Source organism: Streptomyces beigongshangae (assembly GCF_019710745.1).
Taxonomy (GTDB): domain Bacteria; phylum Actinomycetota; class Actinomycetes; order Streptomycetales; family Streptomycetaceae; genus Streptomyces; species Streptomyces beigongshangae.
Genome location: NZ_JAHKJW010000037.1, coordinates 17,867 through 32,312 on the forward strand (window position 1 = coordinate 17,867; position 14,446 = coordinate 32,312).

Annotated in this window: 15 protein-coding genes; 4 read left to right on the plus strand and 11 right to left on the minus strand. The window is 72.2% G+C overall.

The annotated features are described in order from the left end of the window. Positions 1-249: 249 nt before the first annotated feature. Together KM933_RS25880 and KM933_RS25885 are read right to left on the minus strand one after the other, a co-directional pair. Positions 250-537: a hypothetical protein gene (locus KM933_RS25880; protein WP_221356222.1), complete on the minus strand. Its 288-nt coding sequence runs from the start codon at positions 535-537 to the stop codon at positions 250-252. A gap of 39 nt (positions 538-576) precedes the next feature. Beyond that, a complete protein-coding gene (locus KM933_RS25885) occupies positions 577-855 on the minus strand; it encodes a hypothetical protein (RefSeq protein ID WP_221356224.1) in 279 nt (92 codons plus the stop codon). A 1,612-nt stretch (positions 856-2,467) separates the two neighbouring features. Between KM933_RS25885 and KM933_RS39670 the strand changes: the two genes are divergently transcribed. Beyond that, entirely contained in the window at positions 2,468-2,698 is a 231-nt protein-coding gene (locus KM933_RS39670; RefSeq protein ID WP_260334167.1) for a GNAT family N-acetyltransferase, read from the plus strand. A gap of 34 nt (positions 2,699-2,732) precedes the next feature. On the opposite strand, the gene KM933_RS25895 is transcribed toward KM933_RS39670, so the two are convergent. The 8 genes from KM933_RS25895 to KM933_RS25930 form a co-directional block, all read right to left on the minus strand. After that, complete coding sequence (locus KM933_RS25895) at positions 2,733-3,044, minus strand: hypothetical protein (RefSeq protein ID WP_221356226.1); 312 nt, start codon at positions 3,042-3,044, stop codon at positions 2,733-2,735. 114 nt (positions 3,045-3,158) lie between these two features. Next, positions 3,159-4,712, minus strand: a complete 1,554-nt coding sequence (locus KM933_RS25900; RefSeq protein ID WP_260334172.1) for a sensor histidine kinase — start codon at positions 4,710-4,712, stop codon at positions 3,159-3,161. 181 nt (positions 4,713-4,893) lie between these two features. Continuing rightward, positions 4,894-5,931 (minus strand): rod shape-determining protein, encoded by a 1,038-nt coding sequence (locus tag KM933_RS25905; RefSeq protein WP_221356230.1) that lies wholly within the window; start codon positions 5,929-5,931, stop codon positions 4,894-4,896. A 262-nt stretch (positions 5,932-6,193) separates the two neighbouring features. Then, the gene (locus KM933_RS25910) at positions 6,194-6,436 is read right to left on the minus strand and encodes a hypothetical protein (protein ID WP_221356232.1); all 243 of its coding nucleotides are present in this window, start codon (positions 6,434-6,436) and stop codon (positions 6,194-6,196) included. Then, a complete protein-coding gene (locus tag KM933_RS25915) occupies positions 6,433-6,783 on the minus strand; it encodes a CU044_2847 family protein (protein WP_221356235.1) in 351 nt (116 codons plus the stop codon). Before KM933_RS25915 ends, KM933_RS25910 begins: the two co-directional genes overlap by 4 nt. Positions 6,784-6,881: 98 nt before the next feature. Next, positions 6,882-8,354, minus strand: a complete 1,473-nt coding sequence (locus tag KM933_RS25920; protein WP_221356237.1) for a carboxyl transferase domain-containing protein — start codon at positions 8,352-8,354, stop codon at positions 6,882-6,884. Next, on the minus strand, positions 8,347-9,864 hold the full coding sequence (locus KM933_RS25925) for an acyl-CoA synthetase (protein WP_430727366.1): 1,518 nt from the start codon (positions 9,862-9,864) through the stop codon (positions 8,347-8,349). Before KM933_RS25925 ends, KM933_RS25920 begins: the two co-directional genes overlap by 8 nt. A gap of 83 nt (positions 9,865-9,947) precedes the next feature. Further along, the gene (locus KM933_RS25930) at positions 9,948-11,303 is read right to left on the minus strand and encodes an SLC13 family permease (protein ID WP_221356239.1); all 1,356 of its coding nucleotides are present in this window, start codon (positions 11,301-11,303) and stop codon (positions 9,948-9,950) included. A 183-nt stretch (positions 11,304-11,486) separates the two neighbouring features. Here KM933_RS25930 and KM933_RS25935 point away from each other — a divergent pair, with 183 nt between their 5' ends. Together KM933_RS25935 and KM933_RS25940 are read left to right on the plus strand one after the other, a co-directional pair. Then, entirely contained in the window at positions 11,487-12,209 is a 723-nt protein-coding gene (locus KM933_RS25935) for a FadR/GntR family transcriptional regulator (protein ID WP_221356241.1), read from the plus strand. Positions 12,210-12,252: 43 nt separating this feature from the next. Further along, positions 12,253-13,008 (plus strand): Type 1 glutamine amidotransferase-like domain-containing protein, encoded by a 756-nt coding sequence (locus KM933_RS25940; protein WP_221356243.1) that lies wholly within the window; start codon positions 12,253-12,255, stop codon positions 13,006-13,008. Positions 13,009-13,076: 68 nt separating this feature from the next. On the opposite strand, the gene KM933_RS25945 is transcribed toward KM933_RS25940, so the two are convergent. Continuing rightward, on the minus strand, positions 13,077-13,928 hold the full coding sequence (locus KM933_RS25945) for an enoyl-CoA hydratase/isomerase family protein (RefSeq protein WP_221356245.1): 852 nt from the start codon (positions 13,926-13,928) through the stop codon (positions 13,077-13,079). A gap of 42 nt (positions 13,929-13,970) precedes the next feature. Here KM933_RS25945 and KM933_RS25950 point away from each other — a divergent pair, with 42 nt between their 5' ends. Continuing rightward, complete coding sequence (locus KM933_RS25950; RefSeq protein WP_221356246.1) at positions 13,971-14,372, plus strand: winged helix-turn-helix transcriptional regulator; 402 nt, start codon at positions 13,971-13,973, stop codon at positions 14,370-14,372. The last annotated feature ends 74 nt before the right edge of the window (positions 14,373-14,446 follow it).

Consider the following 14,446-nt stretch of genomic DNA (forward strand, 5'->3'; position numbering starts at 1 on the left):
CGGTTGCGGTTGTCGGACTCGCCGCCAAGGTGCAGAGAGCAGCGACGGACGGGACGAGAGCGCGCGTAAGGCGCATGCTGGGTTCTCCTGTGACGAAGTTGTGTCAGTGCGTCACAGGAGACTCACAGTAAGTACCGGAGTGCAGGGGGAATGTGATCGATTATGTCGGATTCTCGATCACAATCGCCCTGATGTTCGATCTTGCGTGATCTCTGTTACCGGTGTAATGCGCTGTGTTGCGAAGAGCTTTTACGGAGTCTGTCCGGCCTCGTCGACGATGCCGCGGTCGACGAGGGCCACGGAGGTGACGACGGTGCCGGCCTTCCCCCAGGCGCTGTCCTCTACGAGGACGGTGCGCTCTCCCGGAAGTTGGGCCGTGCTCCTGTCGAAAATCCACTCGGTGCGTTCGCCGTCGTGTGTTCGGGAGACGGCGACCCCGTGCCGGCCTGCCGCGTCCACTGCTTCGGGAACGACGTCCACTCCGGGGATGAGGACAGCGGCCCGGTAGAGGGCCGCGGACGTCTCGGGGGGAGTCACCCCGTTGCGCAGAAGGTCGCCGATCGTGACAAATGCCTCCTAATCGAGTCCCGTCGTGGAGCCGGAACCGGTTCCATGATTTTTCTCGGCGTCGTCGCTGATCCGCTTCAACAGGGTCTCGGAGTCGGTCGGTAGGGCAGCCAGGAAGTTGTAGGTCGGTGAGTTCAGGTTGCCCCGGCCCGGGGCGCCGGGCAGCAGGTTGTCGTTGTCGTCCTTGCGCTGCAGACTCCGCTTACTGCCGTCTACCGATGTCCACTGCTCCATGTCCTCGTCCTCGCGGAGGAGTTCCATCTCGCCGCTCTCGGTCTCGGACAGCACCGACGTATGGCCGACCGTCCTGACGTATGAGTACTGCCCGGCGTGCACCTTCGTCCGCGGCGTTGTAGCGGCGGCCAGGGCCGCTCTCTCCAGCAATTGGACCGACGCCGCCGAGGCCGGTGGCACGTTGCGCGGAGTGTCGGTGGGTCCGGAGCCGATACCGAGAACGACGACGGACGCTCCAAACAGCTCACGAAGAACGGCACGGGAGAGCCGGGTGCGGTGAAAAGCCGCATGCCCGGTTCGGGGCGGGGCCGTCGGAAAGGACCCCAGCCAGGGGCACCTCGTCGGCGGCCAACTTCACACGCCCTGTCTTCCGCACGGGCGAAGCCGCCGTCGTGACAGCTGGCGATGAGACGGTACTCGTCGGCGGACCATCCGTTGGCTTGCCGTGTCCGAACCCCTTGAGGAGCAGCTCGCTGCCCGTGGGAACGAGCTGCTTGCCGTCGTCCTGAGGGGATGCCTGGATGCTTCTGCGGCCAGGGCGGTGATGTCGGCTGTGCCGTCGCCCGTCGTGTCCATGAGGTCCTTGGGTCGGCGAGATCAGGAAGGATGCGGGTTGATGCGGGACGAACTCGTCGCCACATGTGCCGCCGCCTCGGCTGAACGAGATCCCGGCCTCCTGCGCGGGCGGCGTTTCGGTGCGCGTTGCGCTCTCAGGGGCGTGACCCTCTGTGGCGGGTCACAGGGGCAAGGGAAGTGGGAGCCTGTTGCAACTCCGAGGATCGGCCCGGTGATGTTGAAGGGCGGTTTTTCATGCCTTTCTCCGGCGCGGGGGACTCGCGCGGCGGGGAGTTCACGGTGCAGCGAACGCCGCACGGCTTCCGATTGAGCAGGATCGAGGAGGATGCAGCTGGATTGAAACAGATGGATATATCCGGCCCTTCGGCGTCTTCGCAGGTGAGACGCGTCACTGAAATGGGTTCGAGTCCCACCCGCCCCACCATGCAGGTTGTTGAACTGCGGAAACGTATCGCCAGGACGTATCGCCGGGCGTGAGGTCTCTGAAACCTCGGCTCGGCGGCCCGGCGCGTCCGGCGGGCTCGACGGACCACTCACTCACCGGGTCGGTCCCGTCCCGCAGGTGTGCGTGGTCCGCACCGCTCAGACCGGGCGCCCGGGGGCCCCTCCTGTGTCCCGCCGCGGTGCTCCGCGGGTGAGGCGCCTGATGTCGGCCGCCGTCGGACGAGGAACGCACCCGTCTCCGCCGATTCCGGAGCCGGAGGGGGTCAGGCAGTGGGCGACCCCCCTCGGTCGCGGCACGGCAACGGCATGCCGTCCCGCTGCCCGTGGTGCTACGGGGTTGGTTCCCGGCCGGTGGCGTGGACGCCCTCGGCGGGTTTCGCATGTGATCGAGTGTCACACGTCGTGCTCCGGCCGGTTGTCGCCGACGACGAGGCGGAGTTTCTCGGACTGGCCCGGATCAGTGCCGGTCTTCACCGCCCCTGGGTACGGCTTCCCCGTACTTCCGAGGGCTTCTCTGCCCCAAGGACAGGGGAGACCTGGTGGGGGTGACCAATATCAACGACATCGTGGGTGATCCCTACCAGAAGGGCGTACTCGGGTACGCCGTGTTCCTTCCTCATTCCTTCCTCATGCGGGCCGGGGTCGTATGTCGGCAGGTGTCGCGCCGGCGGTGCACCACGCCTTCGGGCGCCTCGGTCCGAACCGCCTGGAGGCCGGCATCCAGCCCGGGAACGAGGCCTCCCGGAGGCTCGTCCGGCGGCTCGGCTTCCGCAAGGAAGGCTTCTCGCCCGGCTTCATCAGGATCGGGGGAGCCTGGCGGGACCACGAACGCCGGGCGATCGCACGGGACATGGATCTTCCCGCCGTTCGCCGGTGACGAGGTGGCCGACGGGGTGGGGCACCGGACCCGGTCACTCCATCGTCAGGCCGCCGTGGACGTCGCGGACCTGCACCACGTTCTTGGCCTGTCCGTGGAAGGAGTTGACGACTCCGTCTCCGGTCGCCTGGTTCCACAGGTTCTGGCATTCCTGGCGGAAGCCGGGATCGCTGCTGAACTCCTCGTCCAGCGCCGTCGCAAGCTGTGCCTGGGACTGCGGCACCTCGGGGCGACCCGCGAACCGTTCCCTGATCCGCCGGAAGAGCGCGGGCAGGGCCGTGCCCGCGGATTCGCCTGCTCCGGTCGCCACACCGGCTGCGAGGGCTCCGGCGATGGCAAGGGACAAGGGGTCCAAGGTGTCCTCCGCTCCGTGGGCAGTGGGTCCCGTCCATCATGCAGGTGAGAAATCGGGCAGACCATAGGCAGACAGGACCGAAAGGCGCGTACCGAGGTCCTGCGGTCACAGAGGTGACTGCCACGTCGCCGGCGTGGCCCCCGCGCCTCCGGGATCGTCCGCGTCACCGCCGTCGGACACCGTCAGGCGTACTCCGGGGCGGCCGTCCGGAAGGATCACCGTCGCGTCGACCAGGACGGCGACACGGGCCGGGCCGGCGCGGTGGGACGCCGTGGCGAGGGCGCCGCGCAGGGCCCTGAGGAGGTGCCCGGCCACCGGGGGCGGGATACGGGTGTCGACGGGGCCGGTGAACCGGACCGACGGCTGGACGCCCAGGACCGCCGCCGCGCCCGCCGTCTCGCGGAGCACCTTGCCGCGGAAGGTGGTCGGGGCGTCGGCGGGCGGCTGCTGCAGGGCGAAGATCGCCGTACGGACCTCCTGGACGGTCGACCCGAGCTCCTCGACGGCCCGGCCCAGCGTCGCGTGGACCTCGGCGTCCCGCTCCTCCGCGGCCGTGCGGCGCCGCGTGGACTCCAGCATCAGGCCCGTCGCGAAGAGCCGCTGGACGACCAGGTCGTGCAGGTCACGGGCGATCCGGTCGCGGTCCTCGAAGACGGCCAGCCGCTCCCGGCGCTGCCGGGCGTCGGCCAGCACCAGCGCCAGCGCGGCCTGCGAGGCGAACTGCGTGGCCAGCAGCTTCTCCGCCGGGCTGTACGGGGGATCACCACGCCGGCGCGGCAGGGCGAGGGTGCCGATGAGCCGGCCCCCGGCCTGGAGCGGCAGCATCATGCTCGGCCCGAACCGGTGCCGTACGGGGGTCGTCATCCGGGCGTCGGTCGCCGAGTCGTCCAGGAAGACCGGTTCCCCGCCCAGGAGTTGCTCCAGGACCGCACTGCCCGGCGCGATGGTCGTCCCGACCAGGCCGTCCGCGTCGTCCGGCGCCGACGCCGTCACGATCTCCATGCCGCCCTCGTCCGTGGGCTGCAGGATCACCCCGGCCGACGCGTCGGCGAGGACGCGGGCCCGCTCGGCGACCGTCCTCAGCGCGTCGGCCGCCGCCTCGCCGGTGAGCAGGGCCGTCGTCACCGCCGCCGCGCCCTCGATCCAGCGCTCCCGGCGGCGGGACGTCTCGTACAGGCGGGCGTTGCCGATCGCGATACCCGCCTGGGCGGCCAGCAGACGCACCACCTGCTCGTCCTCGGCGGTGAACGGGCCGCCGCGCTTCTCGGCGAGGTAGAGGCTGCCGTACACCTCGCCCTCGACGAACAGGGGCACGCCGAGGAAGCCGCGCATCCGCGGATGGCCGGGCGGCAGTCCGCACGCACGCGGGTCGGTGGTCAGGTCGCGGAGCCTGAGCGGCTCCCGTTCGTGGACGAGGGCGCCGAGCACGCCCCGGCGCCCGCTGGGCGGATGCCCGATCCGGGCCTGCTCGGCCTCGGGGAGTCCGGTCGTGCAGAACTCCGCCAGGCCGCCGCCGTCACAGCCGTCACCGCCGTCGCCGGGTGCGAGCACGCCGAGCGCCGCGTACCGGGCGCCGGTCAGCGCCGCCGCGTTCTCCACGATGCGCTGCAGCGTGGCGCGCAGCTCCAGGTCGTCGCCGACGCCCAGAACGGTTTCCAGGAGGCGGGGGAGGGGGAGGCAGGCGCGTACGGCGTCCGGTTCGGGTTCGGGTTCGGGCTCCGGCTCGGGTCCCGGCTCGGGCTCCGGCTCGGGTTCGGGCTCCGGGTCCGGCTCGGGTTCGGGTTCGGGCTCTGACGCGGTGGAGGTCACTGGCTCTGTGTCTGTGGAGGCCGGGGGAGGGTCAGCCGGCCGCCCGGTCCAGGATCATCGGCTCGATCCTGCCCTCCAGCATCGCGCCCAGGCCGAGGACCGCGCACACGTCGGGCCGTTCGGCGATGTGCACCGGCATTCCCGTCGCCTGCCGCAGCATCTGGTCCAGGCCCGGCAGCAGCGCGCTGCCGCCGACCATCATGATCCCGCGGTCCACGAGATCGGCCACCAGGTCCGGCGGGCAGGCGCGCAGCACCTTGCCGATGCCGTCGAGTACGGCGGTCAGCGGGGTCTGGATGGCGTCGCGCACGGCGGCCGTGTCCACCTGGACGGAACGGGCCAGGCCGGTGGCCACGTCCCGGCCGTGGATCTCCGTGGACGCGGGCCCCTGCGAGGTGAGCCCGTTACCGGACAGGGCCAGTTGCAGCGGCCGTACGGACTGCGAGGGCAGCATCAGCTCGTGGTGGTGGCGCAGGTGCTGGACGATCGCCTGGTCGATGGCCTCACCGCCCACCGGGATGCGCTCGGCGGTGACGATCGAGCCGAGCGACAACACGGCGACCTGGGTGGCGGCGGCCCCGCACACCATGATCATGGTGGCCTCGGGGTGCTCCACGGGCAGCCCGCAGCCGACGCCGGCGGCGATGAGCGTGTCGACCAGTTCGACACGCCGCGCGCCGAGGCCGACGAGCGTCTCGATGGTCGCGCGCTGGGCCAGCGGGTCGGCGTCGTGCGGGGTGCAGGCGGCGGCCCGCAGCCGGGGCCTGCGGCGCAGGGCGCGGCGGACCTTGTCGCCCAGGAGCTGGCGCAGCATGCGCTGGGCCATCTCGATGTCGACGACCGTGCCGCCGGAGACGGGCCGTACGACCCGGATGTAGTGCGGGGTGCGCCCCGTCATCCTCTCGGCGAACTCACCGACCGCGATCAGGGCGCCGCTCTTCGTGTTCACGGCGGCGACGCTCGGCTGGTCGACGACCAGCCCGGCCCCCTTCACGAAGACACGGGTCCGCGCCGCCCCCAGGTCGACGGCGAAGTGACAGCGGCGCAACTGCTCCAGACTGGCGGTCATGGCGGGTCCTCCCGAGGGCGCAGAGCTGGGACTCCGCCGGGCGGCGGTCCTCCCTACGCATCGTGCGGGAGCTGACGGGGGGTCGCTTTCCGGGGTGGGCCGGGCGGGGTGCGGCTGGACGGGTGGTCTTCGGCGGCGACCGCCCGGCGGTGGTGCTCCCGGCGGACCGGGCGCCGCCTGTGCGGCCCGGAGCGGGTGCGGCCGGGGAAGCGCAGGCCGACCGCCTTCGCCGCGGTCGGCTCGGCGGCCGGCGAACCGACCGTCACGGTGTTCCCTGGGCACCCGGGCCGGTCTCGCGGCCGTCCCGGCCGCCGTGCGCGACCACCCGGGCGGGGACCTCCTCGTAACCGCCGTGCGCGAACGACACGGTGACCGCTTCGGCGCTGCCGCGCGCGACGACGTGGGCACAGGTCAGCACCTGTCGCTCGGTTTGCTCGGTGACGAGGAAACCGGCGCCGGTGCCCCGTCCGCAGCCGATTCCCGCGTGCCGGGAAGCACCGGTCATGAGCGCGGCGCGGCCTCCGGGGCACCGGCGGGCGGCTCGGGCGACCAGGCGAGCTTGACCAGGAGATGGCCCTCGACGGCGCTCTTGGCGATCAGCGCGCCCGCCTCCGCCGTCAGTCTGACGCCGAACTCGATCTCCACGGAGTCGGGCCTCAGCGAACCGTCCCGGAAGACGCGCAGCGCGGACTCGGCGGCGGCCCGCACCCCCTCCAGGGAACCCTCGAAGGTACGGGCCGCCAGGACCGTCCCGTCCCCGCGCGCCACGAGGCGGGAACCCGACTCGTCCTCGGCGCCCTCGACGACGATCACGGCCCCGTCGGCCGTCCTGAACTCCACCAATCCGTCCATGGCGCGGCAGAACCCCCGTTGACCGTCACTCCGTCACTGGTGAACACCTTCATTGTCACGGACGGCGCTCGGGGCTGTCGCGGTTTCCGCCGGTCACGTCACGAAGAAGGCCCGGACGGTTCCACGATGCCCCGTACGACCCCCAGCTCCACCAAGTCCTGGGGCCGGATGCGGAGTTGGTCGGCCGTGGACCGTACCTCCGCGGCCGGCCGCTTGAGGATGGCGGCCGCCGGCTCGGGGGCGATGACCGAGAAGTAGCTGTCCGGCGTGGCCCAGGTGTTCCCCGGAGCCGCGAGGGCCAGCGCGCCGCCCGAGCCGCCCTCTCCGATCAGGAGGGTGGTGAGGGGGGTCTCCGCGCACGCCATCGCCGCGAAGAGGTCCGCGATCGCCGCGCCCGCGCCCTGCCGTTCCGCCTCCGCGCCGTTCGCGGCACCCGGGGTGTCCACCAGGGTCAGCACGGGGATGCGGAGCCGGTCCGCGAGCCGGACCAGCCGGGCGGCGGTGCGGTAGCCGGCGGGGCGCGTGGCGGTACCGGTCTGGGCGGCGTAGGCGACCGTGCGGCCGTCCCCCGCCCGGGTGCCGAAGCCGCACAGCATGCCCTCGTCGGTGCCGCCGCAGCGGTCGCCGCCGATCGCCGCCCGGTGGTCGAAGTACGCGTCCAGATAGGCATGTGCGCGCGGGCGGCGGGCGGACCGGGCGTTGCGGACGGCCTCCCAGCCCGTGACCGGGAGGACGCGGAGGCCGAGCGCCGGGGGAGGGGGTACGGGGCCGGCGGCCGGGACGGCCGCCGGGGTGATCAGTGGGTCGGCCGACGCGGCGGCGGCCGGGACGGCCGGTGGGGCGCTCAGCAGGCGCAGCCAGAGCGCCAGGGTCCCTGCCAGGTCCCGTTCGGGCACCACCGCGTCGACCGCCCCCGCCGCCAGCTGCGCCTCGGCCGTGTACGCGGCCGGGTCCGCGTCGGGCGGGCGGACCCGGGAGCCGGCGAAGCCCACCTGCGCGCCCGGCAGGGCGAGGACCACGTCGGCGCCCGCGCCCAGCGTGGCCCAGCCGCCGCCCGTCGTCGGGTCGCGCAGGACGGCGAGCTGGGGGAGACGGGCCGCCCGGGTGAGCGCCGACTGCCGTGCCACGCGCTGGAGCTGGACCAGCGCGCGCATGCCTTCCTGCATACGGCTGCCGCCCGTCGCGACGAGGGAGACGACCGGGAGGCGGTGCTCGCGCGCGTACGTGTGCGCGGCCTCCAGCCGGTCGCCCGTGCGTTCGCCCAGCGAACCGCCGAGGAAGCCGAACTCGAAGGAGATCAGCACGGCCCGCGTCGTACCGAGGAGGGCGGTCCCGCAGACGACGGACTCCCGCTCGCCGGTACGCTCCCCGGCCCGGACGCGCGAGGCGCCGTACCCCTGCCAGGACAGGGGGCCGTCCGGCCCGTACGAGCGGTATGAGCCCTCCGGCTCGTACGACCCCTCCGGGGCGGGCAGCTCGGTGAAGTCGGCGGCGACGAGGGCGACCGCCTCGCGGGCCGTGAGCCGGCGGGGCCCCGCGCCCGTGACGCCGTCGGCGGCGCCCTCAGCCATGGGCGAGCGCACGCTTCATGATCTTGCCCATGTCGTTGCGGGGCAGGACGTCGAGGTGGTGGACCACCCGGGGCCGCTTGTGGGGTGCGAGCCGGCCGGCCACGTGGTCCGCCAGCTCGGCCGCCGAGGGCGGGGACTGCGGGTCGGCGGGCACGATCCACGCCACGATCCGCTCGCCGAGGTCGGCGTCCGGTTCGCCCGTGACCGCGGCCTCCCGTACGCCCGGGTGCTCCAGGAGGGCGTTCTCGATCTCGCCCGCCCCGATCTTGTAACCGCCGCTCTTGATGAGGTCGGTGGCCTTGCGGCCGACGATGCGCACGTACCCGTCGGGGTCGCGCACCGCCATGTCACCGGTGCGGAACCAGCCGTCCCCGGTGAAGGCCGCGGCGGTCGCGTCGGGCCGGTTCAGGTACTCGGTGAAGAGGTTCGGTCCGCGGACCTGGATCTCGCCCACGGTCTCCCCGTCGTACGCCTCCAGCACCGTCGTCCCGTCCTCCTCCGTCAGCCGCAGCTCGACGCCGGGCAGCGGGACGCCGACCGTGCCGGCGCGGGGCTCGCCGTCCGCGCGGACGCTCGTGTTCATCAGCGTCTCCGTCATCCCGTACCGCTCGACGACCCGCCGCCCCGTCGCCTGCGCGATCCGCTCGTGGTCGTGCACCGGCAGGGCCGCCGAGCCCGACACGAGGAGGCGGGCCCGTGCCAGCGCCTTCGCGAGCGCCGGGTCCCCGGGCAGCGACTCCGCGATCCGGTGGTACATCGTCGGGACCCCGAACAGCATCGTGGCGCCCTCGCTCAACTCCCGCGTCACGCCCGCCGTGTCGAAGCGGCCGAGGTGCCGGACGGAGCCGCCGCGGCGCAACGGGCCGAGGATCCCCAGGATCAGACCGTGCACGTGGAAGAGGGGGAGGCCGTGCACGAGGACGTCGTCGCCGGTCCACCGCCAGGCGTCCGCGAGGGCGTCGAGGGTGGTGGCGACGGCCCGGCGGGGGATGACGGCGCCCTTCGGGGGGCCGGTGGTGCCGGAGGTGTAGACGACGAGGGCGGGAAGCTCCGCGTCGGGTTCGGGGCCGGGGGATGCCGTCGGTCCCGTGGCACGTACGTCGACATCGACGTCAACGTCGGCGTCGACGCGCTCCAGGGACGCCAGCGCCTCCGGGAGGTGTTCGCCCGGGGCCGCGAGCACCAGCGCCGGCGCGCTGTCCGCCACGATGTGCCCCAGCTCGCTCCCGCCCGACTTCGGGTTGAGCGGCACGGCGGGGACACCGGCCAGCAGCGCGGCGACCACGGCGACGGCGGTCTCCAGCGTGGGAGTGGCCCAGACGGCGACCCGGCCCGCCCCGCCGACGCGGGCGGCCAGGGGGACGACGGCCGCCGCGAGTTCGCCGTAGGTCAGGGAGCGGTCGCCGAAGCGCAGGGCCGGCCGGTGCGCGGCACCGCCGTCCGGGTCCGCCAGTGCCTCGGTCAGGGCCGGGAAAAGGGCGGGGGAGGGGGCCGGGGAGGGAGAGGACACGCGTACGTACTCCTTGGTCGTCGGTCGCAGGCCGTGTTCGTTCGTACAGGATCGCCGGGGCACGGTCCGGCCGTACACCGGTGTCACCCCCAGTCCGGTACCACCAGCGCCAGCCACACCACGGCCGGGACCACGGCCACCACGGTCCCTCCGTACATCATCAGCTGCCGGAAGAAGCGCTCGCGGTCGACGTCCGGCGCGGCGGCCAGGACCAGGGCCCCGTTCGTCGAGAACGGGCTCACGTCCACGACCGTCGCCGACACCGCGAGGGCCGCCACCATGCCGACCGCCCCGATCTCGCCCTGCGCCAGGAACGGCACCGCCAGCGGGATCAGCGCGCCCATGATGCCGACCGAGGAGGCGAACGCGGAGACCAGCGCGCCGATGTAGCAGAGCAGTACGGCGGAGAGCAGCGGGACGCCGATGTCGCTGACGCCCTCACCCGCCCAGTCGATCGTGCCCATCTCGTCGAGGACGCCGACGTACGTCAGCACGCCGCAGATCAGCAGGACCGTCGGCCAGGCGATCTGGGTGACGGCGGTGCGGCTGTCCTGCGGCCAGCAGGTGCTGAGCAGGACGGCGAGGGTGATGGAGGTGAGCCCGGCGTCCAGGTCGAACGCCAGCACGGCGACGACGAGGGCGACGAGCGCGGCGAGGGTGGCGATGCGGGCGGGGCCGAGCCGGAAGACGTCCTGACCGGAGCCTTCGGTGTTCCCGGCGCCCTCGGCATCCCCAGCACTCCTGGTGTCCCCGGTATCCCCGGCACGCTTGGTGTCCCCGGCACCTCCGCCACCGTCCGCTTCGGCGCCCTTGGCATCGGCGCCGGCGCCGCCACCCCTCAGCCGCAGACCCCCGAAGAGCACGAACACCACGCCGGCGATCACCAGGTTGGCGACGAGCGAGGCGAGGAAGAGGGCGACCTCGTTGCCGGGGAGGCCCTCGCGCTCGACGATGCCGTTGACGATCGACCCGTAGATGCTGATGGGGGAGAAGCCGCCGCCCTGGGCGCCGTGCACCACCATCGCGCCCATCAGCAGCGGGCTGATGGAGTACCGCGCGGCGAAGCTCAGGGCGATCGGAGCGACGATCGCGACGGCGGCCGGACTGACCGCGCCGATCGCGGTGAGCGCGCCGGTCAGCACGAACATCACCCAGGGGATCAGTACGACCCGGCCGCGCACGAGCCGGATGGAGGCGTGCACCAGCCAGTCGGTCGTGCCGTTGGCGCGGGCGATCGCGAACAGGTACGTCACACCGACGAGCACCACGAAGAGGTCGCCGGGGAAGCCGGCGAAGATCTTGTCGGCGTCGAGGTCCGCGACGAGTTCACCGACTCCGAACGCGGCGGCGAAGGCGAGGGCGCCCATGTTGACGGAGCGGGTGGTGGCGATCACGAACACCACGACGAGCACGAGGATCGATATCAGTTCGGCGGACATACGGGCTCCCGTCTCTGGGCCCCAGGGCGGTTCGGCCGGTCCAACTGGTCAAGTGGCTGAATGGTCAAGTGGCTGAGTGGCTGAACCACATTGGGTGGCGGTCGTGGAGAGCGTCAAGACAGATGACGTAAATTGGCTCGGCCACTCATCCACCAGATCGAGAGGTAAGGGGGAAGACCGGACATGACCGACGCACTGCGGCCCATGGGGTCCAAACCGCGCCTGTACGAGCAGGTCCTCGACCGGCTGCGCAGTTACGCGGCCGAGGGCGGCCTCGGCGCCGGTGACCGGCTCCCGCCCGAGCGGGACCTGGCGGCCAGGCTCGGAGTCAGCCGCGCCTCCGTCAAGCAGGCCATAGTGGTCCTGGAGGTGCAGGGGCTGGTCGAGGTCCGCCACGGCGGCGGCACGTACCTCCTGAGGGACACCCTCGACGCGGAACCGGTGGAGCAACTCGTCGACCGCCGGCGCCGGTTGCCCGACGTGCTCGACGCCCGTGAGGCCCTGGAGACCAAGCTCGCCGAGCTGGCCGCGGAGCGCCGCACCGACGAGGACGTGGCCGCCATGGACTCCGCCCTCGTGCACATGCGCGAGGAGATCGCGGCGGGCGGGCACGGCGTCGAGGGCGACCGGCTCTTCCACGCTGCGGTCACGGCCGCGGGACACAGCGCCATCCTCGCCGAGTTCATGCGGTCCATCGCCGGTCAGATCACCGAGAGCCGCCACGAGTCGCTGCGCCAGCCGGGCCGTCCCACCCGTTCCCTCACCCAGCACCGGGCGATCTTCGACGCGATCGTCGCGCGGCAGCCGGGCCGGGCGGGCGCCGCGATGCGCCGGCACGTGCAGACGGTGGCGCGGGTGCGGCTGCTGGACTGGGACCCCGAGGGGACCGACACGCAGGGCTCCTGAGGCGAACAGGATTTCGGGAGGGGCCTGGTTAGGATCGGTCGCCATGACCGCGCCCACCGCACCGCAGACCCGGCCGCCCACCATCCTGGCCACCTCCGGCGGCCACCGGACCGGCGGCCGGACCATGGTGGAGTTCGACGCGCTGGTGCACCACGCGGTCGACCTGTCGGGCGCGCACGGGCGCCGGCCCCGCGTGCTGTACGTCGGCACGGCCATCGGGGACGCCGAGCACTTCACGGCCCGGATGGCCGAGGCCGCGCGCGTGGCGGGGTTCGACCTGACCCCTCTCCACCTCTTCCCGATGCCCAACCTCGACGACGTCGAGGGCACCGTGCTCGAACAGGACGTCGTCTGGGTCATGGGCGGTTCGGTGGCCAACCTCCTCGCCGTCTGGCGGGTGCACGGCCTCGACCGCGTCCTCCGCAGGGCCTGGGACGCGGGTGTCGTCCTCAGCGGGGTCAGCGCGGGGTCGATCTGCTGGTTCCAGGGCGGGACCACGGACTCGTTCGGCCCCGAACTCCGGCCCGTGACGGATGCGTTGGGATTCCTCCCCTACGGCAACGGCGTGCACTACGACACCGACCCGGGGCGCCGTCCGCTCGTCCACGACCTCGTGGCGGACGGCACCCTCCCCACCACCCACTGCACCGACGACGGTGTGGGACTGGTCTACCGCGGCACGGAGCTGGTCGAGGCGGTCACGGAGACCCCGGGCAAGGGGGCGTACATCGTGACCCGGGAGGGCGACGCGGCAGTGGAGGAACGCCTGGAGCCGCGCCGCCTGCCGGGGGTCGCCTGACGGGTCGGTCCGCCGACGGTGGTCCTTCCTGGCCCGTACCGGCCCGACCATCCGTGCGGGGCGACTCGTCACGAATGCCGGACGAGGTTCGCGCGCAGCACCCCTTCGATGTCCAACTCCACCTCGCGCGTGTGAGCCCCGGCCGCGAGTGCTGCCCGGGCAAGCTCTCCAGACACGGGGGTGAACGTTTCACCGAGCAGGCGGTCTTCCGCACGCAGTGCGTCCTCGAGCGTGCCGTCGGCCGCGTCGATCGCTTCGGTGGCCGCGGCGCGGACACCGTCGGGCAGAGTCGCGATGGTCAGTGCGACCCACTCAACGTATTCGTCCAGTTCCGCGGCGGGCAGAGCCCGGTTCACCCATCCCCACCGCTCGGCGGTCGCCGCGTCGACGAGCCCGCCTGTCAGCACGATCTCGAGAGCGCGAGCGCGACCCACGAGGCGGGGCAGGTGGGCAGTCGCACCGGCTCCGGGGACGATGCCCATCAGTGCCTCGAACTGGCCGAACGCCGCGGTCTCGAGGGCCGCGAATCGCAGATCCAGGCTGGAGACCAGCTCGGATCCACCACCGCGGACGAGTCCCGCGACTTTGGCGACGGTGGTCTGAGGCAGACGCCGCCAGCGTTCGTGAAGCCGCATCATCGGGCCCGTCCCGACAAGCGTCTCCTCCGCGACCGGGAGGGCGGCGTAGGTCGCGGGGTCCTCCACGAACGACAGGTCGCCGTGTGCCAGGAAGAACTCCGGATTGGCGCTCTGGACCACGATGACGTGCAGATCGGGATCATTCTCGGCCGATGCAGCCACGGCGTCCAGATCGAGCATGAGCTGCGCCGTCATCAGGTTGACGGGCGGGACATCGATCGAGACCCATAGCACTCCGTCCTGGCGCTTGACATTGAGGCTGGGCAGGGACTGTTCGGTCATGGGGTTCCTTTGGATTGAAGGTATCTCTGGTATACCTGGCGCATGACAGGTACTTCAAAGAAACCTGGTATCCGCGAAGATCCGGCCGGCCACGAGACCATCGTCGGCCCGCAGCGCGAGCTCCTGGATCAGCTGCTGGACAAGTGGGGTCACCTGCTGCTGGCCGCGCTGTGCCGGCAGCCGCGACGCTTCAACGAACTCAAGAGAGAGCTCGACGGGGTCGCCCAGAAATCGCTGACGCAGGCACTGCGACGGCTGGAACGCAACGGCCTCGTCGAGCGCCGGGTACTGACGCAACGCCCCGTTGCCGTGGAGTACCGGATCACGCCGCTGGGTCGCACGCTTGAGGAGCCCTTCTCGATCCTGCGCGCCTGGACCGCCGACCACCTCCCCGAAGTCGAACGACACAGGGACGCATTTGACGAAGGCGCGGACACCCTTTAACCGGCGGCTCGCGTCAGCAGTCGGCGAAGCAAGGTCGAGCGCACGCACGGGGGTCACGTGTCTGCGCCTTGGGA

Coding starts and splice junctions, on each gene's coding strand:
- KM933_RS39670 (WP_260334167.1), top strand. CDS start 2,468: ATGTCGGCAGGTGTCGCGCCGGCGGTGCACCACGCCTTCGGGCGCCTC.
- KM933_RS25905 (WP_221356230.1), bottom strand. CDS start 5,931: ATGACCGCCAGTCTGGAGCAGTTGCGCCGCTGTCACTTCGCCGTCGAC.
- KM933_RS25910 (WP_221356232.1), bottom strand. CDS start 6,436: ATGACCGGTGCTTCCCGGCACGCGGGAATCGGCTGCGGACGGGGCACC.
- KM933_RS25915 (WP_221356235.1), bottom strand. CDS start 6,783: ATGGACGGATTGGTGGAGTTCAGGACGGCCGACGGGGCCGTGATCGTC.
- KM933_RS25920 (WP_221356237.1), bottom strand. CDS start 8,354: ATGGCTGAGGGCGCCGCCGACGGCGTCACGGGCGCGGGGCCCCGCCGG.
- KM933_RS25930 (WP_221356239.1), bottom strand. CDS start 11,303: ATGTCCGCCGAACTGATATCGATCCTCGTGCTCGTCGTGGTGTTCGTG.
- KM933_RS25935 (WP_221356241.1), top strand. CDS start 11,487: ATGACCGACGCACTGCGGCCCATGGGGTCCAAACCGCGCCTGTACGAG.
- KM933_RS25940 (WP_221356243.1), top strand. CDS start 12,253: ATGACCGCGCCCACCGCACCGCAGACCCGGCCGCCCACCATCCTGGCC.
- KM933_RS25945 (WP_221356245.1), bottom strand. CDS start 13,928: ATGACCGAACAGTCCCTGCCCAGCCTCAATGTCAAGCGCCAGGACGGA.
- KM933_RS25950 (WP_221356246.1), top strand. CDS start 13,971: ATGACAGGTACTTCAAAGAAACCTGGTATCCGCGAAGATCCGGCCGGC.